19 protein-coding genes and 2 pseudogenes are annotated in these 21,647 nt (G+C 65.0%); 15 read left to right on the top strand and 6 right to left on the bottom strand.

Annotation, left to right across the window (positions count from 1 at the left end; translation table 11 throughout):
* The first annotated feature begins 3 nt into the window (after positions 1 to 3).
* The 5 genes from ACT535_RS16885 (at position 4) to ACT535_RS16865 (ending at position 5,612) form a co-directional block, all read left to right on the top strand.
* A complete protein-coding gene (locus ACT535_RS16885; protein WP_476365452.1) occupies positions 4 to 873 on the top strand; it encodes an HTD2 family dehydratase in 870 nt (289 codons plus the stop codon).
* Positions 874 to 875: 2 nt separating this feature from the next.
* The gene (locus ACT535_RS16880; protein ID WP_476365307.1) at positions 876 to 1,706 is read left to right on the top strand and encodes an HpcH/HpaI aldolase/citrate lyase family protein; all 831 of its coding nucleotides are present in this window, start codon (positions 876 to 878) and stop codon (positions 1,704 to 1,706) included.
* Positions 1,707 to 2,046: 340 nt separating this feature from the next.
* Positions 2,047 to 3,483 (top strand): aldehyde dehydrogenase family protein, encoded by a 1,437-nt coding sequence (locus ACT535_RS16875; protein WP_476365306.1) that lies wholly within the window; start codon positions 2,047 to 2,049, stop codon positions 3,481 to 3,483.
* A gap of 87 nt (positions 3,484 to 3,570) precedes the next feature.
* Complete coding sequence (locus ACT535_RS16870) at positions 3,571 to 4,350, top strand: SDR family NAD(P)-dependent oxidoreductase (RefSeq protein ID WP_476365305.1); 780 nt, start codon at positions 3,571 to 3,573, stop codon at positions 4,348 to 4,350.
* A gap of 35 nt (positions 4,351 to 4,385) precedes the next feature.
* Positions 4,386 to 5,612, top strand: coding sequence for an ABC transporter substrate-binding protein (locus ACT535_RS16865; RefSeq protein ID WP_210254549.1), 1,227 nt, complete (start codon positions 4,386 to 4,388; stop codon positions 5,610 to 5,612).
* Between the two features lie 112 nt (positions 5,613 to 5,724).
* On the opposite strand, the gene ACT535_RS16860 is transcribed toward ACT535_RS16865, so the two are convergent.
* The 3 genes from ACT535_RS16860 to ACT535_RS16850 all read right to left on the bottom strand — a co-directional run bounded on the left by ACT535_RS16860 (position 5,725) and on the right by ACT535_RS16850 (position 7,950).
* Positions 5,725 to 6,249 (bottom strand): carboxymuconolactone decarboxylase family protein, encoded by a 525-nt coding sequence (locus tag ACT535_RS16860; RefSeq protein WP_476365304.1) that lies wholly within the window; start codon positions 6,247 to 6,249, stop codon positions 5,725 to 5,727.
* A gap of 22 nt (positions 6,250 to 6,271) precedes the next feature.
* Positions 6,272 to 7,093, bottom strand: a complete 822-nt coding sequence (locus ACT535_RS16855) for an SDR family NAD(P)-dependent oxidoreductase (protein WP_476365303.1) — start codon at positions 7,091 to 7,093, stop codon at positions 6,272 to 6,274.
* A 152-nt stretch (positions 7,094 to 7,245) separates the two neighbouring features.
* Positions 7,246 to 7,950: a GntR family transcriptional regulator gene (locus tag ACT535_RS16850; RefSeq protein ID WP_476365302.1), complete on the bottom strand. Its 705-nt coding sequence runs from the start codon at positions 7,948 to 7,950 to the stop codon at positions 7,246 to 7,248.
* Positions 7,951 to 8,775: 825 nt separating this feature from the next.
* Between ACT535_RS16850 and ACT535_RS16845 the strand changes: the two genes are divergently transcribed.
* Together ACT535_RS16845 and ACT535_RS16840 are read left to right on the top strand one after the other, a co-directional pair.
* Positions 8,776 to 9,990, top strand: a complete 1,215-nt coding sequence (locus tag ACT535_RS16845; RefSeq protein WP_476365301.1) for an ABC transporter substrate-binding protein — start codon at positions 8,776 to 8,778, stop codon at positions 9,988 to 9,990.
* A 249-nt stretch (positions 9,991 to 10,239) separates the two neighbouring features.
* A complete protein-coding gene (locus ACT535_RS16840) occupies positions 10,240 to 11,199 on the top strand; it encodes an Ldh family oxidoreductase (protein ID WP_476365300.1) in 960 nt (319 codons plus the stop codon).
* Between the two features lie 21 nt (positions 11,200 to 11,220).
* On the opposite strand, the gene ACT535_RS16835 is transcribed toward ACT535_RS16840, so the two are convergent.
* Entirely contained in the window at positions 11,221 to 12,099 is an 879-nt protein-coding gene (locus ACT535_RS16835; protein WP_476365299.1) for a LysR family transcriptional regulator, read from the bottom strand.
* A 92-nt stretch (positions 12,100 to 12,191) separates the two neighbouring features.
* On the opposite strand from ACT535_RS16835, the pseudogene ACT535_RS16830 reads away from it, so the two are divergent.
* The 4 genes and pseudogenes from ACT535_RS16830 to ACT535_RS16815 form a co-directional block, all read left to right on the top strand.
* A pseudogene (locus ACT535_RS16830) lies at positions 12,192 to 13,352 on the top strand (alpha-hydroxy acid oxidase); the annotation flags it as partial.
* Positions 13,353 to 13,513: 161 nt separating this feature from the next.
* Positions 13,514 to 14,518, top strand: coding sequence for an ABC transporter substrate-binding protein (locus ACT535_RS16825; protein ID WP_476365298.1), 1,005 nt, complete (start codon positions 13,514 to 13,516; stop codon positions 14,516 to 14,518).
* 10 nt (positions 14,519 to 14,528) lie between these two features.
* The gene (locus ACT535_RS16820; protein ID WP_168459441.1) at positions 14,529 to 15,350 is read left to right on the top strand and encodes an ABC transporter permease; all 822 of its coding nucleotides are present in this window, start codon (positions 14,529 to 14,531) and stop codon (positions 15,348 to 15,350) included.
* 81 nt (positions 15,351 to 15,431) lie between these two features.
* Positions 15,432 to 16,223 (top strand): ABC transporter ATP-binding protein, encoded by a 792-nt coding sequence (locus ACT535_RS16815; protein ID WP_476365451.1) that lies wholly within the window; start codon positions 15,432 to 15,434, stop codon positions 16,221 to 16,223.
* Positions 16,224 to 16,540: 317 nt separating this feature from the next.
* On the opposite strand, the pseudogene ACT535_RS16810 reads toward ACT535_RS16815, so the two are convergent.
* Together ACT535_RS16810 and ACT535_RS16805 are read right to left on the bottom strand one after the other, a co-directional pair.
* A pseudogene (locus ACT535_RS16810) lies at positions 16,541 to 16,685 on the bottom strand (IS3 family transposase); the annotation flags it as partial.
* Between the two features lie 72 nt (positions 16,686 to 16,757).
* Positions 16,758 to 17,534: an IclR family transcriptional regulator gene (locus tag ACT535_RS16805; RefSeq protein ID WP_476365297.1), complete on the bottom strand. Its 777-nt coding sequence runs from the start codon at positions 17,532 to 17,534 to the stop codon at positions 16,758 to 16,760.
* Positions 17,535 to 17,669: 135 nt separating this feature from the next.
* Here ACT535_RS16805 and ACT535_RS16800 point away from each other — a divergent pair, with 135 nt between their 5' ends.
* The 4 genes from ACT535_RS16800 to ACT535_RS16785 all read left to right on the top strand — a co-directional run bounded on the left by ACT535_RS16800 (position 17,670) and on the right by ACT535_RS16785 (position 21,623).
* Positions 17,670 to 18,512, top strand: coding sequence for a cyclase family protein (locus ACT535_RS16800; protein ID WP_476365296.1), 843 nt, complete (start codon positions 17,670 to 17,672; stop codon positions 18,510 to 18,512).
* A 77-nt stretch (positions 18,513 to 18,589) separates the two neighbouring features.
* A complete protein-coding gene (locus ACT535_RS16795) occupies positions 18,590 to 19,516 on the top strand; it encodes a 3-hydroxyacyl-CoA dehydrogenase family protein (protein ID WP_476365295.1) in 927 nt (308 codons plus the stop codon).
* A complete protein-coding gene (kce, locus tag ACT535_RS16790; protein WP_476365294.1) occupies positions 19,513 to 20,448 on the top strand; it encodes a 3,5-dioxohexanoate:acetyl-CoA acetone transferase in 936 nt (311 codons plus the stop codon). The genes ACT535_RS16795 and kce overlap by 4 nt, the downstream gene beginning before the upstream one ends.
* A gap of 35 nt (positions 20,449 to 20,483) precedes the next feature.
* A complete protein-coding gene (locus ACT535_RS16785) occupies positions 20,484 to 21,623 on the top strand; it encodes an ABC transporter substrate-binding protein (protein ID WP_476365293.1) in 1,140 nt (379 codons plus the stop codon).
* Positions 21,624 to 21,647 lie beyond the last annotated feature (24 nt).

Here is a 21,647-nt window from a genome sequence, read left to right as displayed (position 1 = left end):
GCAATGTGCGAGACCGGACGCGAATCGGTCGAGCGGCCCGTCCCCGACATCGGCCGGCTGCAGGCCTGGGTCGGTCGCACCGAGGAGGCGGAGGAGGAACTGACGGCCGCGCTGGTGCGGCGCTTCCGGGCAACCTTCGATGAGGCGCCGGGCGATCCGCGTGCCGGAGATGTGGCGCCACGCCTGCTGCACTGGTGCCTCACCCAGCCGGCAGTCCCGACCGGCGCGCTGGGGGTGGACGGGCATCCTGCGCGCGGCGGCTTCCTGCCGCCGGTGCCGCTGCCGCGGCGCATGTGGGCGGGCGGGCGCCTTGCCTTCACCGGCGAGATTGGGGTGGGGGATCTCGTCCGCCGCCTCTCCACCGTGGACGAGGTCAGTCTCAAGGAGGGACGCTCGGGCGCCCTGTGCTTCGTCACCGTACGGCATGAGATCACCTGCGCCGGGCGTGTCGTAGTCACCGAGACACAGAACATCGTCTATCGCGCCGCCGATACGGCCGCCGCCGGGAAGGCGCCGGAGGCTGCGGCCGAGGGCCGCCACCGGCGCGCGGTGGATCCTTCTGCCGCAATGCTGTTCCGCTATTCGGCGCTCACCTTCAACGGCCACCGTATCCATTATGACCAGCCCTACGTCACGGGTAAGGAGGGCTATCCCGGCCTCGTGGTGCATGGACCCCTCCAGGCCACATGGCTTGCGCGCTTCGCCGCCGAGATTGGCGGGACGCCGCCGCCGCGCTTCTCGTTCCGGGGGCTTTCACCGGTCTTCGGCGGCATGCCGCTGGTTCTCCATGCGGAGGAGGAGGGCGGCAGGCTGAAACTGTGGACGGCGCGCCCCGGCGGGCCGGTGGGCATGAGCGCGGAAGCGGAGTGGTGACCATGGAACGGGAAAAGGTACGGCTGCTGCCCGACTTCGTCGTTCCGCTCTTTGCCCCTGCCGATCGGCCGGAGCGCTTCGCCAAGGCTGCCGCCAGCGGCGCCGACGCGGTCATCCTCGACCTCGAGGACGCCGTCCAGCCCGATGCGAAGGACCCGGCACGCGCGGCGCTGACCACGGCCTTCACGCCGTTGCCGGTTCTGGTCCGGATAAATGCGCGTGGGACGCGCTGGCATCTCGACGATCTTGCCGCCGTCGCGCATCTCGTTCCGGCCGGCGTGATCCTGCCGAAGGCGGAAGACCCGAGGGATCTCGACCGAGTGGCCGCCGCGCTGCCGCCCTCGGTTCCCATCGTCGCGCTCGTGGAGAGCGCCGCCGGCCTAGCGCACGCGCGCGCCCTCGCCGGCCATCCCGCCGTGGCGCGGCTGGCGTTCGGCTCTGTGGACTTCTGCGCCGACCTTGGCTGCGCCCACAGCCGCGAGGCGCTTGCCTGCGCGCGGTTCGAGCTCATCCTCGCGTCCCGGCTCGCGGGCATCGCCGCGCCTCTCGACGGGGTGACCATCACACTCGATGACCCGGCCGCGGCGGCGGATGACGCACGCCATGCGCGCGCCCTCGGCTTCGGGGGCAAGCTCGCCATCCATCCCCGCCAGATCGCGCCGATCCGCGCGGGCTTTTGCCCGGACGCGGTCGAGATTGCCTGGGCGGAAAAGGTCCTGGCGGTGGCGGGAGTGGGCGCCGTGGCCGTGGACGGGGCCATGGTCGACGAGCCGGTCCGAATCCGGGCCCGCGCCGTGCTTGCGCTGGCTGCAGCGAAGCGGGCTCCCCGCTGACGCATCCCCATACAAGGCGTGTCCGGAGGACGTGACAGCAGGCCTGCGACATTCCGTCAGAAAATTGTCGATAATGTAATTGACGATTTTGGCGCCCCTCTCCTATCTTGCGGTCGACCCAGCCGGGCAAGGTTGGACGAGGTGCCATCGAAGGGGCCGTTGCCCTGAGATTCCGGCATTTCGCCCTTGATCGCACGGCACGCGGAGCTGGTCGGGATCGCAGTCCTGCCCGATCGCGCGCGCCGCGCCGACCCGTTTCCTTGGGGACAACAAGCCTGCGGCAGGCGTCGGTTTCCCTCTAGGGGAGCCGGCACACAGCTCTGGATTCGGGGAGGCAGTGATGATCGCGTTCGACAGTTCGTTCACGATGACCATCGACGGGAAAGGCGAAGAGGGGGCGGGAACGCTTCCGGTGATTAATCCCGCGACCGAAACGCTCGTTGCCATGTCTCCGGACGCCTCGATGGCGCAGCTCGACCAGGCGGTCGAGGCGGCTCGGCGGGCATTCCCGCTGTGGCGAGCCCGTCCGCTCGCGGAGCGACAGGAGGCGGTACGGCGCATGGGCGAGGCCATCCTGGCCCATCTGGACGAGCTGAAGCGCCTGCTCACAAGCGAGCACGGCAAGCCCCATGCGGATGCCGAGCGCGAGCTGCGGGGCGCCGCCTATTGGTGCGCCACCTATGCCGGCTTCTCCCTGCCCGAACGGGTGACCCTGGACACGCCGGAGCGGCGCAGCGTGACGCGGCGCGTGCCCATCGGTGTCGTGGGCGCCATCGCCGCCTGGAACTTCCCCATCACGCTCGCCTCGTGGAAGGTGGTGCCGGCCATTCTCGCCGGCAATACGGTGGTGCTGAAGCCCTCGCCATTCACCCCGCTCACCACCCTCAAGATCGTCGAGCTGTGGCGCGAGATCCTGCCGCCCGGCGTGGTCAATGTCATCAGCGGCGGGGATGCCCTCGGCCCGGCCATGACCGCCCACCCGGGCATCGACAAAATCACCTTCACCGGCTCCACCGCCACCGGCATGAAGGTGATGGCGGGCGCAGCCGAGACCCTGAAGCGCGTAACCCTTGAATTGGGCGGAAACGATCCCGCCATCGTCTTCCCGGACGTGGACGTGGAGGCGACGGCCCGCGACCTGTTCTGGGCCGCGTTCGCCAACAACTCGCAGATCTGCGTCGCGGTGAAGCGCCTCTATGTCCACGAGGACATCTATGACGCCTTCGCCAAGGCGCTGGTGGACTACGCCGCCACCGTGAAGGTGGGCGATGGTGCGGAGCAAGGCACCGGCATCGGGCCTATCCAGAACCGCCCGCAATTCGAACGCGTCATGGCGCTCATCGAGGACGCCCGTCGCCAGGGCCTCGCCTTCCTGTCCGGTGGAACCGGCCGGCCGGAGGGCAAGGGGTATTTCGTGCCGCTCACCGTGGTCGACAATCCGCCGGACGACAGCCGCGTGGTGCGCGAGGAAGCGTTCGGCCCCGTGCTTCCGCTGCTCAAATTCAAGGATACCGACGAGGTGATCCGCCGCGCCAACGACAGCGAGTACGGCCTCGCCGCCTCGGTCTGGACCAAGGATGGCGCGCTCGCGGAGGAGGTCGCGTCCCAGCTCGACGCTGGCACGGTGTGGATCAACGAGACCCGCTTCATGTCGCCCTTCACCGCGTTCGGCGGCCACAAGCGTTCGGGCATCGGCGTCGAGAACGGCGAGGAAGGCCTGCTCGAATTCACCAACGTCCATACCACGGTGACGCGGCGCCAGACGCCGCAGGCCTGAGCCGGACGGTCGACAAGAACGAAGACGGGCATGAGCCGCGCCCCGGCGGGGCGCTGGCGTGACCCGTCGCGCCAGGAGGAAACCGACATGCGCATGAAGAATAAGGCTGGAATCGTCACCGCCGCGGCGTCCGGCATGGGCCGGGCCGGCACGCTGCTGCTGGCGCGGGAGGGCGCGTCCGTGCTGGTCGTCGACCGCGATGGCGCCGGTGCCGCCCGGGTGGCTGACGAGATCACGGCCGCGGGCGGCACCGCCTTCGCCGTTGGTGCTGACCTGCGCGATCCCGCCGCCGCCTGCGAGATCGTCGCCGAGGCGAAAGGGCGGTTCGGTGGCGTCGACTTCCTGTGGAACCATCTCGGCCACCCCGGCCCCGCCGCCGTCGAGCAACTCGATTTCGCCGATTTCGACCTGGCGGTGGACCTCAACATCCGCTCGCAGCTTGCGAGCACCATCGCGGCCTTGCCCGAGCTGCGGGCGCGCGGCGGCGGCAGCATCCTGTTCACGGCATCCACGTCCGGCCTCGTCGCCTCGGCCTTCAGCCCGGTCTATTCCTCCGTGAAGGCGGGCGTGATCGGCCTCGTGCGCGGCCTCGCCAAGCGCTACGCCAAGGAAGGCATCCGCGTGAACGCGGTGGCGCCCGGCCCCGTGGATACTCCCATGGCCCGCGAGTTCGTGGACCGCAAGGACCAGCCCGCCACCAAGGGCCAGGACCGGGAAGAGCTGGTGCAGAAGTTCGGGGCCATGACAGCCATGGGCCGTGCCGGACGTCCCGAGGAGATCGGCTACGCCGCGCTGTTCCTGCTTTCGGATGAAGCCTCGTTCGTCACCGGCGCCGTGTTGCCGGTGGACGGCGGGCTTGTCGCCTGAGCCGAGCCCTTTGCTCTTTCCAATCCATAAATTCGATGGAGGACGCCTTGAAGACAGGACCTATTGCGCGGCTCGCCGCCCTCGCGGCGCTCACTGTGTTGGTGGGTGCAACGACCGCATCCGCCGCTGATGGGCCTGTGCGCATCGGCGTTCTCACGGACATGTCAGGCCCGCTTTCGGACACGCAGGGGCCGGGATCCGTTGAAGGCGCTCGGATGGCCATTGAGGATTTCGGTGGCACCGTGCTCGGCCGCAAGATCGAGCTCGTGCAGGCCGACCACCAGAACAAGGCGGACGTGGGCGCCGCCACCGCCGCCAAGTGGTTCGACGCCGAAGATGTCCGCCTTATCGTGGACCTCGGCAATTCGGCGGTGGGCCTCGCCGTGCAGCGCATGGCGCAGGAGAAGGACCGCATCACCATCGCCACCGGCGCCGCCACCTCGGAACTGACGGGCAAGTCCTGCTCGCCCAACGGCTTCCACTGGGGCTACGACACCTATCAGTTCAGCTATGCCGCCCCTGCGCGCATGGTGAAGTCAGGGCTCAACACCTGGTTCTTCATTACGTCCGATTATGCCTTCGGCCATGCCATGGAGAACGACACCCGCAAGATCGTCGAGGCCGGCGGCGGCAAGGTGCTCGGCAGCGTGCGCCACCCCATCAACACCCACGACTTCTCGTCCTACCTTCTGCAGGCCCAGGCCTCCGGCGCCAAGGTGATCGCCCTCGCCAACAATGTTGCGGATCTGCAGAATACCTTGAAGCAGGCCCAGGAGTTCAACATCTTCGGCAGCTCCCAGGTGCCGGCGGCCATGGTGCTGCTGCTGGTGGACGTGCGCGCTGTGGGCCTGAAGGCGACGCAGGGCACGCTCGTGTCCACCGTGTTCTACTGGGACCAGGATGACGAGGCGCGCGCCTTCTCCGAGCGGTTCCGCAAGCGCATGGGGCGGCCGCCGACCGAGACCCAGGCCATGAACTATTCCGGCACGATGCATTATCTGAAGGCGGTGGCGGCGGCCGGCACCACGGACACCAAGGCGGTGCTCGCCAAGATGCGTGAGATGCCGGTGAACGACCCCATGACAAAGAACGCCACCTTGCGCGCCGACGGCCGGCTGATGCGCGACATCCACATGGCGAAGGTGAAGACGCCAGCCGAATCCAAGGGTGAATGGGACTATTTCACCATTGGCGAGCTGATCCCTGCCGAGCAGGCCTTCCGGCCCGCCGATCAGAGCCCGTGTCCGCTTCTGAAGAAGTAGCACCCGTCGGCCCCGCCGCTGCCGATGCGGTGGCCTTCGGCTGAAGGCGAAAGCGCCTGCCGGCATGCAATGCCGGCAGGCGCTTCTGTCTTGACAGGGACTTGCCCGCGCCTCAGCGCGGATCGTGGGAGTGGATTTCCAGCGCCTCCAGGAAGCGCGAGACGAGGTTGTAGGCGCCGACGGTGGCGGTCAGTTCCACCAGCTCCCGGTCGGTGAAGGCGGCGCGGACGGCTGCGAACACATCCTCCGGCACCTGGACCTGCCGCGTCATGGCGTCCACATAGGCGAGCACGGCGCGCTCCTTCTCCGAAAAGGCGCTGCTCGCCGTCCAATCGCCAAGGCCGTCGACCTGGGCCTGGGTCGCGCCCTCCTTCAAGGCGATGGGCACGTGCTGCTCCGCCTCGTAGGGCGCGTGGTTCAGCAAAGCGATGCGGATGATGACGAGCTCCCGCAACGCGCCGGGCAGGATGCCCTTCTGGCGGATGGCCGTGAGGAAAGCCAGCCACCCTTCCGCCACCGGGGGGCTGTGGATGAGCATCTGGTAAAGGTGCAGCAGGCTGCCGCGCTCGGCCACGATGCGCTCCACCAGGGGGCGGGCTTCGGGGGCGGCGGGATCGCCATAAGGAATGCGGGCCATGTCCCTGTCCTTGTCGGTTGGTCTAGCGGGTGGCGCTGGTGAGGCCACCGTCCACCAGCAGCTCGGTGCCGGTGACATAGCGGCTTTCGTCAGCGGCCAGGAACAGCGCGGCGTGGGCCACGTCCCAGCCGTCGCCCATCCGACCCATCGGCACCTGGGCGTTGCGGATGGCGACGAATTCGTCGTAGCGGCCTTCCGCATATTTATCAGCGAGGCGAGTGACCAGCGGGGTGTGAATGAGGCCGGGAATGACGCAATTGAGGCGCACGCCCTTCGGGGCGTAGATCACCGCCGTCGTCTTCGTCATCTGCATGAGGGCGGCCTTGCCTGCGGCATAGGCCACCTGGGGTTTGCCCACATAGCGCAGGCCCGCCACCGACGAGATGTTGACGATGGAGCCCGAGCCCTGCGCTTCCATGACCGGCAGGACCTGCTTCAGCATCAGGAATGCGCTCTTCAGGTTCACGTCGATCTGCTCGTCGAAAATCTCCTCCGCCATGGTGGCCGGATCACCAGGCTCGGAGCGGCCGACATTGTTCACCAGCACGTCGATGCGCCCGAACCGGGCGAGGCAGGCCTGCAAGATGGCGGCCGTGTCAGCGGCGCGGGTGACATCGCCCGCCGCGACCGCCATCTCGCCGCCTTCGCCCTCAACGATGTCGCACGTCTCGTGCGCGGCTTCGGGGTTCATGTCCACGCCGAACACCTTGGCGCCCTGGCGCGCAAAGAGCACGGAGATCGCCTTGCCATTGCCCCATCCTGGGCCGATTGAGCCGCATCCCGTAACGAGCACCACCTTGCCGTCGAGGCGGAAGGGAAGTTGCGGGGCAGGGTGGTGGGTCATGGGTGTGCCTCTTGAAGCGCGCCGGCGCGCGGTGGACGTCACGCCAGCAGATCCGTTCATGGGGACCACCCGGCGTGCCGCCGCTGGCCTCCCTCAGTCCTTATGCCGTTGCGGTGAGCCTCTCGGTCCCGAGCGCGCCGGCCGATGTCGCCTCAGACGGTCCCCTCGGGAAGGATCGAGGCGTAAGCCCTGAGATAAATGCCCTTCGACGCGGGCAGCCGGACGCGGCACAGCCGCACCAGCGCGTCGCGGTCGCCGATACGCAGTGCGTCGATGATCTCATGGTGCTGGAGCCGCACCCGCTCCGCCTCCACCGGACTGGCGAGGGCGAGAAAGCGGATGCCGTTCGCGCGATCGGACGCTGCGTCGATGGCGTTGGACAGGAAGACGTTGCCGCAGCACGCGAAAAGCTTGCGATGGAACGCGTGGTTCGACCGGTAGATGGCTGCCAGATCGTGCCCCGCCACGGCGGCGTCGTGGAGGACCTGAATGGCCTCGATCTCCTCAAGCGCGTCCTGGGGCAGCGGCAGGGGAATGAGGCGCGCCGCTTCCGTTTCCAGAAGCTCGCGCAGGGCATAGAGTTGGTTGATCTCCTCCACCGTGTAGCTGCGCACCAGGGCGCCGCGGTTGGGGATCCGTTCCACGAGGCCCATCCGGTCGAGCTCCATGAGGGCGAGCCGAATGGTGTGGCGCGTCGCTCCGAACCGCTCGAGCAACTCGTCCTCGATCAGGCGCTCGCGCGGATGGAGCCGCCCGAGGACGATGTCCTCTTCGAGTGCGGCCACGATGGCTTCGAGCGGCATGCCCTGCTTTGCAAGGGCGGCATTGCGCCCGCCCTTCTTGGTGGCTAGGGACATGCTGCACTCCTCATTCGTCAGGCGGCCCTTCCTGCTCCGCCGATGCGATATGTCTCATATCGTTGGATCGAATGGCAATGTTCAGTCGTCCATTTTGTCAATTTTATTATCAATAATTTTGCGGCCGGGCGACGCTGCCTTTTGGGCGCGTCGTGCCAAGGGTACCGCCCTTTGATGGACGGGAGAAGCCAACCCGTCCGCACCTGATCGGCCCGTCATGCGCCGGTGCGGTTATAGAAAATGTCGACATCGGCTTTGCGCTATTGCGAATTCCGGAAGCCCAATCCTCTTCGTAGTTTAAATGGCCGGCGGCTCGCAAATCCTCACAGAATGCATGCTGGATCGCGAGAGAATGTCTGACGCTGGAAGGGTGTTTTGGCACTTTCTCGATGTCCTAAATGTTCATCGTCCGAGCATCTCACCTGTATTCGTTCCTCAAAAGCGGAGCTTGCCGAAGGAAAATTGGCAGAAATGTCGTTTAGACTTGCGGGATCAAGAGTGGGCTTCCGCAGGAGTAGCTTCCCATTGTCCTCCGCAGGTGGATCAGCCGGGGAGGGCACGGCAGAGCGTTCGTTTCATCCCCACGCAGATGTTCTCGATTCCGGGGACGCTGGTCCTCGTCCGCCAAGGCCAGGCCGCAGCCCCCTTCGCTTGGACTGTCGATCATCAGCAGCGTGAGGCCGGGGTGCAGAGGAAGACGGATGCCCACGTTCCGCGTGGATGCTGCGGGCGTGGGCAGCAGGGGCTTCCATGGGAGGCTGCGGCAACACAAAACGCTCACGAGTCATAGCCGAAATAAAAATCGATAATTGGGTGGAGACCGACATGGATTGGGGACAAATTCGGAAATTGGCAGGCGTGGTATTGGTTGCCGGATGCATGGGCGAAGGGGCGGCCCAGGCCGCCGATGATCCCATTCGGGTCGGCGTCCTGACCGATCTGTCCGGCTACAATTCGGATACTCAGGGGATGGGCTCCGTCGAGGGCGCCCGAATGGCGATTGAAGACTTCGGCGGTAAGGTGCTCGGGCGCAAAGTCGATCTTCTTTACGCGGATCACCAGAACAAGCCTGATATCGGTGCCTCCACCGCATTGCGATGGATCGATACAGATGATGTCCGTCTCATCGTAGATCTTGGACATTCGGCGGTTGCCTTGGCAGTCGAACGCATTGCTGAGGACAAGAACAGGATCATGATCGCCACCGGCGCGGCATCCTCCGAAATTACGGGAAAATCCTGCTCCCCCAACACCTTCCAGTGGGGATACGATACGGTGCAGTTCAGCCTCGCGGCGCCCGCGCGAATGGTGAAGTCCGGCCTCGATAGCTGGTTCTTCATCACCAACGACTTTGCCTTCGGCCACGCGCTTGAGAACGATACGCGGCGCGCGGTCGAGGCTGCCGGCGGCAAGGTGCTCGGCAGCGTGCGCTACCCGGTGGGGACGCATGATTTTTCGTCCTACCTGCTGCAGGCGCAGGCCTCCGGCGCCAAGGTGATCGCGCTTGCGAGTGCGGTGTCCGATCTTCAGAACATTCTCAAGCAGGGCCAGGAGTTCCAGGTCTTCACCAAGAAGCAGGTTCCCGCCGCCATGGCCCTGCTGCTGGTGGACGTTCATGCTGTGGGCCTTTCGGCCACGCAGGGAACCACTGTCTCTACGGTGTTCTATTGGGATCAGGATGACGATTCCCGGGCCTTCTCCGAGCGCTTCAAGAAGCGCATGGGCCGCCCCCCGACTGAGACACAGGCCATGAACTATTCCGCGGTGTTGCACTATCTCAAGGCGGTTCAGGCCGCTGGGACGACCGATACCAAGGCGGTTCTGGCCAAGATGCGCGAGCTGCCGGTCAACGACCCCATGACCAAGAACGCCATGCTTCGGGCGGATGGACGTCTGATGCGCGATATCCATATGGCGACTGTCAAGACGCCGGCCGAGTCGAAGGGCGAATGGGATTACTTCAAGATCGGAGACCTCATTCCCGCGGATCAGGCCTTCCGGCCGGCCGATCAAAGCCCCTGCCCGCTTCTTAGGAATTAAGGCCGTTAACGTCGGTCCGACGGCGGCCGTGAAGCGGCCGCCGTTCCGCGCCCCAGCCGACCTTGGTGATCCCGCGCCGTCGCGAGGCCCTTTCATGCGGGGGGAGGCCGGGGCGTGTACAGTCCAGGAGAGAAGAATGGATCAATCCGATCGTCGCGTGCGCGTCCGCCTTGATGAAATGGAACGTTTCGCGGCAGCCGCGCTCACGGCTGTCGGAGCGGACCGGAAACGAGGGACGCGGTTATCGCGGTGCTCAGCCACGCGTCGCTCCACGGCGTTGATACGCATGGCTATCGGCTGTTGCCGCACTACCTTGAGGGTTTCAGGAAAGGGCGGCTCAATCCCCGGCCCACCATGAGTGTCATCCGCGAAAAGAGGGGGGCTGCCGTCCTGGATGCTGACGACGCACACGGGGCGCGGGCCACTCTCGCCGCAGTGGAGCTGGCCATCGAGCTGGCGCGAGAGTTCGGTGTCGGCGCAGTCGCGATCAGGGCGTCGTCACATTTCGGTGCTGCCGGAGCGTACGCGCTCAGGATCGCGCAAAGCGGCATGGCGGGGCTTGCCGTTTGCAACTCGGATTCTTTCGTGCGCCTTCACGGTGGAGCCGAAGCCTTTCACGGCACCAACCCCATCGCCGTCGGATTTCCAGCCGGGCCGGGCGAGGACCCGTGGTTGCTCGACATGGCAACAAGCGCGATTCCCTTCAACAAGGTCAAGCTGAACCGGTCCCTCGGCATGGGCCTTCCCGAGGCCACGGCCTCCAACGCACAGGGGCTTGACGTCACGGATCCACACGAGGCGGCGATGCTGGCGCCCCTAGGAGGCCTTTTTGGCTACAAGGGAGCGGGGCTCGCAGGCATGATCGACATGCTGTCTGCGGGGCTTTCCGGCGCGAAGCTCAGCCACGAGCTGGCGCCCATGCTTGACGCGGATATGACGACGCCCAGGGGCCTCGGCGCCTTCGTCTTGGCGCTCGATCCGGAAGCATTTGTGGGCCTCGCGGTGCTGGGCGATACCCTCCGCCGGTATCGAAGCGCTGTGCATGGCTCGGCGACCGCCGACGGGCAAAGTGTCATGGCAGCAGGGGACCGCGAATGGGCGGAACGCGAACGCAGGACCGCGCTTGGCATTCTGCTCGACAGTGCATCGGTGGATGCCCTGAATGATTTTGCGCGCCAAGAACAGGCTGCCGAATTGTCTTCGATATAGACCGTTGTGCCGCAGGCTCCGTTACTCGAAATCGGCTATTTCCGCAGCCAGTGCACGCAGCCGGCTGGTAATGGCGCGGTAATCGTCGCTTCGCCACTGAACGAAATAATCGAGCGAGGGTAGGCTCGGCTCGCATTCCAGGGTGCGAAGCCCGTGGCTGGCAGCGATCGTCGCGGCCCATCCGGCCGGCAGCACACCGATACCGAGACCCTCGCGTAGGATGGCGGCAACGGCACCCCAGTGATTGCACACGATCCGCCGTGGCGGGACGATTCCGCGCGCATGCAGCCAGTCGTCCACAAGCCGCGTGATGCCCGAGCCCACCGGAAGGCTGATCAGCGCGTTGTCCTCGAAGGCGTCATGCACCAGAGCCCCCGTCCAGCCGACACTCGCGCCCGCATACCAGAGGAAATGCGCGCGCGAGATTGGCGCCGATGAGATGGCGGGATTGGAGGAGCGGGCGGCGACGATGGCGATATCGAGCTCGCAGGCTGCCAGCCTCTGCTCCAGGCTGCTGCCGACAGCGACGACGGTCTCCAGGCGGACATGCGGCTTCTGCTCATGGATACGCTTCACGAAGCGCGCCAGCCAGGTCATGGCAGTCAACTCTCCCGCGCCGATCTGCAGATGGCCGGAGGAGACGTCGGCGTGACGCATGTCATCGACCAGCCGCTCGGCGGTCATCAGGAGCTCACGCGCGCGGGGCAGAAGCACGGTTCCCGCTTCCGAGAGCACTGCGCGATGCCCGCTGCGATCGAAGAGCGACTGGCCGAGAGCCACCTCCAGTTCCGATATCCGCTTCGACAGCGAGGACACGGAGAGGTGGAGCTTCTCGGCCGCGATCGCGAAAGTGAGGCAGGTGGCGGCCCAATAGAAGGCCTCGAGCTGTTTCAGCGTCATGGGCTCTAGTTCGATTTTAGAGAACAAAGATATCCATTTATTTTTACTTTATTGCCGGATCTTCGCAAGCGACATTCAGCCGCCTATCCACGATGTGGCCGAAGATGACCAGCGCCCGTACACAGAACCGCCTTGCCGGAACCTATCTCGCTCTGAAGGATTTCGAGTTGGCCGCGCGACGCCGGCTGCCGCGTCCCATTTTCGGGTATGTCGCTGGCGCCGCGGAAGACAATCGCTCGCTGACCGCGAACGCAGCGGCCTTCGATGAGATTTCCTTCGTGCCCCGCGTTCTGGTGAACGTGGCCGGGCGCCGCCAGGAGACGACGTTGTTCGGCCGCGGCTACGCCTCGCCCTTCGGCATCGCGCCCATGGGGCTGACGGCCCTGAGCGCCTATCGTGGCGATATCGTTCAGGCGCGGGCAGCCGCCGCAGCCAATATCCCCCTGATCCTTTCCGGCTCCTCGCTGATCCGCATGGAAGAGGTGATCGGTGCCGCCCCCGGCACCTGGTTTCAGGCCTATCTGCCCGGCGACGATGCTCGGATCGATGGCTTGATCGAGCGCGCAGCGCGGGCCGGATTTGAGACGCTTGTGGTCACTGTGGACATTCCGGTCTCCGCCAACCGGGAAAACAATGTGCGGAACGGATTTTCGACCCCGCTGCGTCCCAGCCTGCGGCTCGCGCTTGAGGGGCTGGTGCATCCGCGCTGGCTGATGGGCACCTTCGCCCGCACCCTGCTGAGGCACGGAATGCCGCATTTCGAGAATTCCTTTGCCGAACGTGGGGCTCCGATCCTCTCGTCCAACGTCTTGCGGGATTTCTCGGCACGCGATCACCTCGCGTGGCCGCATATCGAGCGCATCCGCGCACGCTGGAACGGCAATCTGGTCGTGAAGGGCGTGCTGAGTGCCGCCGACGCTGTGCTCGCCGAACGCGCGGGAGTGGATGGCATCATCGTTTCAAACCACGGCGGACGCCAGCTCGACGGCGCGATCGCGCCGATGCGCGTGCTGCCGGAAATCGTCGCCGCCACGCGCCTGCCTGTGATGATCGACAGCGGGTTCCGCCGCGGGACGGATGTGGTCAAGGCGCTCGCACTCGGAGCCAAGTTCGTCTTTGTCGGCCGGCCCTTCACCTATGCCGCCGCCGTCGCGGGGGAGGCGGGCGTCGCGCACGCCATCCGGCTGCTGGCGGACGAGATCGACCGGAACCTTGCCATGCTCGGCATCCGGGATTGCGCCGACATCGATCCGGCCTGCATCCGTTTCGAAGCGCGGCAGGGGGCGCCCCAATCCGCCCCCGGAACGCCGAGCCCCGTCTATCTGAAGGCGGGCTCGGCGGCCGCGCGGATCTAGGAGACGCGCAAGATCTCCGACCTGAACAACACCAATCAGCCAATAAAGGGAGACACGCCATGTTCCAAGAATTTCGCCACTCCAGACGTCGCCGCCGCGCACTGTCGCTCGTATTTGCTGCTGGCCTTACCGCGACGGGCGCCCTCTCCTTGGGGACCGATGCCGTTTCCGCGCAAGAGGTGGTGCGGGTCGGCAATCTCAAGCTCGCCCATTTCGCCGGCGTTTCCTACGTGAAGGAAATTGCGTCCAGCTGCGGCATCGCCGTCGATCTCAGAGTCTTTGCGAAGGGTCCGGACGTGATGCAGGGCATCATCGCCGGCGAACTCGATGTTGGCGCGTCAGGTGCGGAAGCGGCCATCTCCGCGCGCGGCAACGGCGCGCCGATCTATGTCGTGGGTGGCTTCGCGAGCGGCGGCATTCGCATCCTGGCGACGCCCGAAGCGGACATCAAATCGGTCGCCGACCTGAAGGGCAAGCGTGTGGGCGTGACGCGCGGCGGCATCACCGAGATTCTGCTGGTCGCCTCGCTCGCGCAAAACAACATGACGCCCAAGGACATCACGCCGGTCAATCTGGGCTATCCCGACCTCAATCAGGCGCTGTTGCAGAAGCAGGTGGATGCCATCATCCAGACCGAGCCCCAATCTGCACAGGCCATTGCCCGCGGCTTCGGTGTTGAAGTCGTGAAGCCTTTTGATACGCCGATCGGCTCGCCCATCCGCCCGATCGTGATGACAGAGGCCTTCTACAGCAAACGTCCGGAAGTGGCGAAGAAGTTCATGGACTGCTTCGTCAAGGCGCAGAAAGCCTTCATGGACGACCCCAAGCTCGCGGAGAAATTTGTCACTCAGGACGTGTTCAAAGGACAGCTCACGGCTGCCGAGTTCCAGGAAGCGCTCGCCAACTCGCCCTATACGCTGGAAATGACGAAGAATCACATCCAGAACACCACAGACGTCATGGTCAAATATGGCATTGGCAAAATGGCGGCGCCACCCAATGCCGAGGACTGGGTGAAGCTGGATCTCCTGGACGCGGCCAAAACATCCAATAACGCCAAGTGACGTGCCCTACATGCGCAATGGACGATTGAAATCCCTCGCCGAAGGCTTGGCCTTCCCCATCGCCGTGCTCGTCATCTGGCAGGTCACCTGCTCGCTAGGTCTGGCGAACGCCATGGTGCTGCCCTCGCCCGCGTCCGTGGCCGTGCGCTGGTGGACGTATCTGCTGCCGCTCGAGGCGTTCGACCCCGCGGAAGGGTCCTATCTCGCTTGGCTGTTCTCAGGCGAGATGATCCACGACGCGCTGAGTTCGCTTTCGCGGGTCGCCATGGGCTTCGCCGTCGGCGGGGGGCTTGCCCTGCCGCTCGGCCTAGTCATGGGGGCGAACGAAGCGGTGTATCGCCATATCAACCCGCTGATGCAACTGCTGCGTCCCATTCCGCCGATCGCCTACATCCCCCTGTCGATCCTTTGGTTTGGGCTCGGCAATGCGCCGGCGGTATTTCTGATCGCGATCGGTGCCTTCTTTCCCGTGCTCATGAATACCATCGCCGGCGTCCGGCACGTGGACGGCATCTATATCCGCGCTGCGCGCAGCCTGGGTGCGAGCCGGATCACCATCTTCCGGCGGGTGATCCTTCCCGCCGCGACGCCCTATATTCTCTCCGGAGCGCGCATCGGCATCGGCACGGCCTTCATCGTGGTGATCGTGGCCGAGATGATCGCCGTCAGTGATGGCCTCGGCTTCCGAATTCTGGAGGCCCGCGAATACTTCTGGTCCGATAAAATTATTGCCGGCATGCTGACCATCGGCCTGCTTGGACTTGGCATCGACGCGGCTGTCAGCCTGCTCAACAATCATCTGCTGCGGTGGCATCGCGGTTTGGAAACGTGAGGAAACATGATGTCAATTCAGGCCGCGTCTCCTGAAGCTCTTATCTCGAAATCTCGACCGGAGCGTGTGGCGGCGCAGGGGATGCCCCACATTGACATTGCCGGCCTCAACAAGCGTTTCGGTGCTGCAGCGGGCGAGATCGTTGCCCTGAAGGACATAGACCTCACAATCGGTAAGGGGGAGTTCGTCTGCCTTCTGGGGCCTTCTGGCTGTGGCAAATCCACTCTTCTCAATGCGATCGCCGGCTTTTATGCACCGAGTTCCGGCTCCATCGCGGTGGAGGGGAGGGCGGTTACTGCGCCGGGACCCGACCGGGGGGTGGTGTTTCAGGAATACGCGCTATTTCCCTGGATGACTGTTCGTGAGAACATCGCGTTCGGCCTTGAAATCAAGGGCATGGAGCGCCATGCAATTGACGCTAAGGTCGCAGAGCTGCTCGCCATGCTGAAGCTGACCGAGTTCCGCGAGAGGTTCCCCAAGGATCTATCGGGCGGCATGCGCCAGCGCGTGGCGATTGCTCGCGTCCTCGCGCTCGACAGCCGCGTCATGCTGATGGACGAGCCGTTCGGCGCACTCGACGCGCTCACTCGCCGCACGCTTCAGGACGAACTGATCCGCATTTGGTCGGCCACGGGAAAAACGATCGTTTTCGTGACTCATTCCATCGAGGAGTCGCTCTATTTAGCGGATCGTATTGTTGTGCTGACCTATCGGCCCGGCACGATCAAGCGCGATCTCACGGTGGATTTGGCGCGCCCCCGGGATAGTTCCTCTGCTGCCTTCAACGAACTGAAACGAGAGCTCTCCGCACTCGTCACCGCCGAGCAGCACCGCTTCGAGGAGGTCGAGGTCCGGGGGATAACGACCGACTGAAGGGCGTCCGATAGAACACGCCGAATTGGCAGCCCGATGGCGCATGACAGGCGCTGCCGGGCATTCATTTTCAGGGTTGGAGGGGTATCAAGGTAAGGTGCCTCCATGCTGTTTGAGTGGCTGAGCATTCTTTCCCGCATTCCGGTGTTGTGGAGCTCGCCTCGCCTGTGGCGATGGAGTGCTGCGGACTGTTGTCCAAACCGCAGGAGAGATGCGGCTCATGTCAACAACCAACGCTTCATGTGAGGCAGCAATAGCCAAGATGTCCGTCGTCGACGTCAACGGCGACGCGCCGTTGCGTGCTGCAGGATGCCGTTTTGGTCTTCCTGCGCGCGCTCGATCAGCGTGCGCTTCAGCCAGGCGTAGAAGCCGCTGGGCTGGACATGCAGGCACCGGCACATGGTGCGGATCGAAAACAGCAGGCGATGCTCGGCGACGAAACGCGTACTTCACCTTGCATCCCGCTTCGTGTCGGGCGGGAGGTGAGCGCCGCTCCGCTGCCGAATATTGTTCAAATATTCTGATCCACGATAGTCACGCCACCCGGACGTTTTTGTTGCCGGCGCCTAATTCTTCGATGATCTGGCTCTTGTGTGCTTGCAGATGGCGAATTGCGTCATCTCGCACGAGTTCAAAGCGTGAGGTGGGAACGGGGATGGAAATCGAATAGACACCGCCTGCGGCATCGCGGAAGCCAATGCCCACGGCACTGATCCCGACCGTATGTTCCTCGTGATTGAAGCCGATGCCCGTGCGTCGCACCTCGCCGATTTCTGCGAGCACCGCGTCCAGTCGCTTCGTGCCCGGGAGTTCCTTGCGAACCAAAGCTCGCGCGCGCTCGGGTTCGAGCAGAGCGAGGCAGCATTTGCCGTTGGCCGTATTGGTCAGCGGGAAAATGTCCCCGACCGCCGAGACCGCCCGCAGCCGGTGCGTCCCCGTCACCTGGTCAAGGAAGAGCACCTCACTCCCGCGCAACACAGAAAAGTCCACGGTCTCGCCCGTCGCCTGGGAGAGCGCTACGATATGGGGGCGTACCTGCTCGACGATGTCGATCTTTCCCGAGCGCGAGAGCGCGTGGATCTCGGGCCCGAGGCGGTAGCCCCCGTCGGGACCTGCGGAAATTACGAGGTCTTCCTCCAGCAGGGCATTGACGATCCTCTGCACGGTCGAGCGCGGGAGACCCACTCGGCCCGCGATCTGCGCGAGGCTGAGCCCCGAACGCACGTTCTTCAAGGACCGCAGGATGGCCGCCGCCCGAGCGATCACCTGGATTCCGCCCCCCTCGCGGATGGCCGCTCCATCCTCCGTCATCGCTCGCTCCATGGATGTGTATCGCATTACAATACACATGTATCATTATGTTTGACCACCCCCTTCATGCGCCATATCCCGGAAGCAACAAAAAAGATCCGCCCTCGCCGAGGGCAAGACGCTGGGAGGCGTTAAATGACTGTCACGATTCGTGGCATCGAGTTCCAGTCGAACCTTCATAATGACATGGGGCTCAAGTTTTATAACCTGTCGCACCGGTTTGGATTCCAGTCTCCGAACTGGCCATATTTCCAGGACGTACAGATCGATCGCATTCATTACATGGCGAAATCGGGTGTCCTGACCCAGCGCATCACGACCACGATGCACAACACGACCCATATCGACGCGCCGGCCCACGTGGTGGAAGGCACCCCCTTCATCGATGAAGTTCCCCTGCCGCATTTCTTCGGCACCGGGATCGTCGTCTCGATCCCGAAGAAGAGGTGGGAGCCCATCACCTACGAGGACCTTGAAAAGGCCGCCGGGGCGCATGTGCGTCCGGGCGACGTGGTCATCGTGAACACTGGGTGGCACAAGCTCTACGACGACAATGCCGAGTATTTCTGCTACGCGCCCGGCTTCGTGGCCTCGGCCGGCGACTGGTTCGTCGAGAAGCGGGTGAAGGTGGTTGGCCACGATACCCAGGCCAACGACCACCCGCTGGCGACAGCCATCGGCCCTCACCGCAACGGCCCCCTGCATCCCCACCTCGCCGAGGAATACAAGGCATGGTCCGGCGGCCGGGACTGGAAGGAGGATCACCCCGAGTGGGAGCCGGTCCACCGCAAGCTTTTCACCAACGGCATTCTCGGCATCGAGAATGTGGGTGGCGACCTCGACGCGGTTACCGGCAAGCGCGTGACCTTCGCCTTCTTCCCCTGGAACTGGGATCGGGGCGACGGCTGCATCATCCGCCTCGTCGCCATCGAGGATCCCGAGCAGGCGTACCGCATCGAGGCGGGCACCCCCCTCTGAGCAGCACCCGACCTGACCCGTTCCGGCATCGAGCCGGGACGGGTCGCACCCTGGGGGGGACGCGGGAGGAGAAGGGCATGACCGGAAAACCAATCACAGCCATTGTCGGCGCCGGCCTCATGGGCCATGGCATTGCCCAGGTGTTCGCGGAGCGGGGGCACGAGGTCCGGGTGTTCGACCCGATGCCCGATGCGCTGGCGTCCCTGCGCTCACGCATCGGTGCCAACCTTTCCGCGCTCGGCCAGGACCCCGCCGCCGCACAACGGGTTCTGCCTTGCCAGAAGCTCAAGGATGCCGTTGCCGGCGCTGACCTCGTCATCGAGGCGGCGACCGAAAACCTCGACGCCAAGCGCGCACTGTTCGCCGCAATCGAGGCCGACGCCCCGGTCGACGCCATTCTCGCAACCAACACCTCCGTCATCCCCATCGGCAGCATCATGGCCGGCCTCGCCAGGCCGGAGCGGGCGCTCGGCACCCATTGGTGGAACCCACCCTTCCTGGTCCCGCTGGTCGAGGTGATCGGGACGGACCGCACCGCGCCCGACATTGTCGCACGCACGATGGACATCCTCGCGGCAGCGGGAAAGAAGCCGGTCCATGTGCGTCGGGACGTGGCGGGCTTCGTCGGGAACCGGCTGCAGCACGCGCTATGGCGGGAGGCCATCTCCCTCGTTGAAGAGGGGGTCTGCGACGCCGAGACGGTGGATACGGTGGTCAAGTCCAGCTTCGGGCTGCGCCTTGCGGTCCTCGGGCCGCTGGAGAATGCGGATCTTGTAGGCACCGACCTGACCCTCGCCATCCATGAGACCATCCTCCCCGCGCTCAATCGCGATCCCGCGCCCTCGGCCTATCTGCGCGCTCTCGTCGCGCAGGGCCGGCTCGGCATGAAGTCCAGAGAAGGTTTCCGCCGCTGGGAGGCGGGGGATGCCGACCAACTGCGCGCCACCCTCGTGCACCATCTGAAGGACGCGGTGCGCAAGATCGGCCAAGGAGAAGACGCATGAAGCGGCCCAACAAGGTCATCATCACCTGCGCCATCACCGGGGGCATCCACACCCCCACCATGTCGCCCGCACTGCCGTTCACGCCCGAGGATATCGCGGCCCAGTCCATCGCCGCCGCGGAGGCCGGTGCGGCCATCCTCCACCTGCACGCCCGCGATCCGCGAGACGGCCGCCCGACGCCGGATCCGAAGGTCTTCATGCAGTTCCTGCCGGTCATCAAGCAGGCGACCGATGCGGTGCTGAACATCACCACCGGCGGCAGCCTGAACATGAGCGTGGAGGACCGCCTCGCCGCCCCGCTGGCGGCGCGGCCGGAAATGTGCTCGCTCAACATGGGCTCCATGAACTTCGGCATCTATCCGCTGGCTGACCGCTACAAGGACTGGCGGTTCGATTGGGAAGAGCCCTACCTGCGGAGCACCGATGACTTCATCTTCCGCAACACCTTCCGCGACATCGAACGGATCCTGAAGCTTCTCGGCGAGGAGCATGGCACGCGCTTCGAGCACGAGTGCTACGATGTTGGCCACCTCTACAACCTCGCCCACTTCGTGGACCGCGGCCTCGTAAAGCCGCCGTTCTTCGTCCAGACCATTTTCGGCATCCTGGGCGGCATCGGTCCCGAGATGGACAACGTCCTCTTCATGAAGCGCACCGCAGACCGGCTGTTCGGCGCGGACTATGTCTGGTCGGTGCTGGCTGCAGGTCGGCACCAGATTCCGGTCGCAACTCAAGCGGCCATGCTGGGCGGGAATGTGCGGGTGGGGCTAGAGGACAGCCTCTTCATCGGTCGCGGACGGCTCGCTGCGAACAACGCCGAGCAAGTGAGGAAGGTCCGCCAGATCCTGGAAGAGCTCGGCCACGAGATCGCAACGCCAAGCGACGCGCGGTCGATGCTCGCCCTCAAGGGAGGTGACCGCGTCGGTTTCTGAAGTGTCGAATAATCATAAAATCTGGGAGGAAGAACATGAAGCAATCAGTGTCGCGCCGGGCGGTCCTGGCCGTGCCCGCGCTCGTCTTCGCGCTTTCTGGAACGGGCAAACCCGTTGATGCCGCGGAACCCATCCGCATCGGCGCCATCCTGTCGACCACCGGGCCCGGCGCAGGCGCCGGCATTCCTCAGCGCAACGGGCTGCAGCTGGCCGTAAAGCTGGTGAACGAGAAGGGCGGCATCGACGGCCGCCAGGTCCAGCTTGTCATTGAGGACGACGGGTCGAGCCCGGATGTGGCGGTCACCAAGGCGAACAACCTGATCTTCTCGCAGAAGGTGCAGGCCATCATCGGCCCGACGCTGACAGCCTCGACCCTTGCCGTGGGCGGCGTGGCCGACCCGGCCAAGATCCCCGTCATGGCCTTCACCGGCCTTGGCGTTCCCATGGAGAAGACCCGGCGCTGCGTGTTCCACATGCTCCCGTCCCAGGACCTCAACGCCCGCGCGCTGCTCGAGGTCGCGACCAAGGCGCTGGGCGCGAAGAAGCTCGGCGTGCTGCATGATTCTGCCTACGGCAACATCGTGATGGCGAAGATCCGCGAGGTGAGCCCCGATTACCCCGTGGAGATCGTGGCGGTGGAGAAATGGGAGGTCGGCGCGACCGATGCCACCACACAGGCCGCCAAGGTGAAGGCCGCAGCCCCCGACGCCGTCGCCGTCATCGGCAACTCGGCGACGCCCTTCCGCAACGCACGGCAGATCCGCATGACCGTGCCGCTCCTGTCGGGCATCGGAACCGCGACTTACGAGTATGTGAAGGCCATGGGCGACGCGGCGGACAACATCGTCTTCGCCGAGTTCCTTGTTGCGGAGGATCCGCTGCCCGGCCAGAGCGCGTTCGTGGACGCCTTCCACAAGGAATACGGGGTGCTGCCCAAGACCATGGAGGCGAGCGCCTGGGACGCCTTCAACGCGGTGGCCGCCGGCCTCGCCAAGGTCGGACCGGACGCCCAGCCTGGCGCCCTCTGCGAGGCGATCCGCGGTCCCTTCGACGGCGCCATGGCGCGGTTCGACTTCTCGCAGGACGACCTGACCGGGCTCACGCTTAAAAGTTACGTTTTCTCGAAGCTCGACAAGGGCAAGTTTGTCCGCCTGCCGTTCAAGGCCGGTTCCTGAACCCAAACAGGGGGACCTCCCTTG

The organism is Xanthobacter sp. DMC12, assembly GCF_056314105.1.
This window is presented reverse-complemented; position numbering and strand designations above follow the sequence as displayed.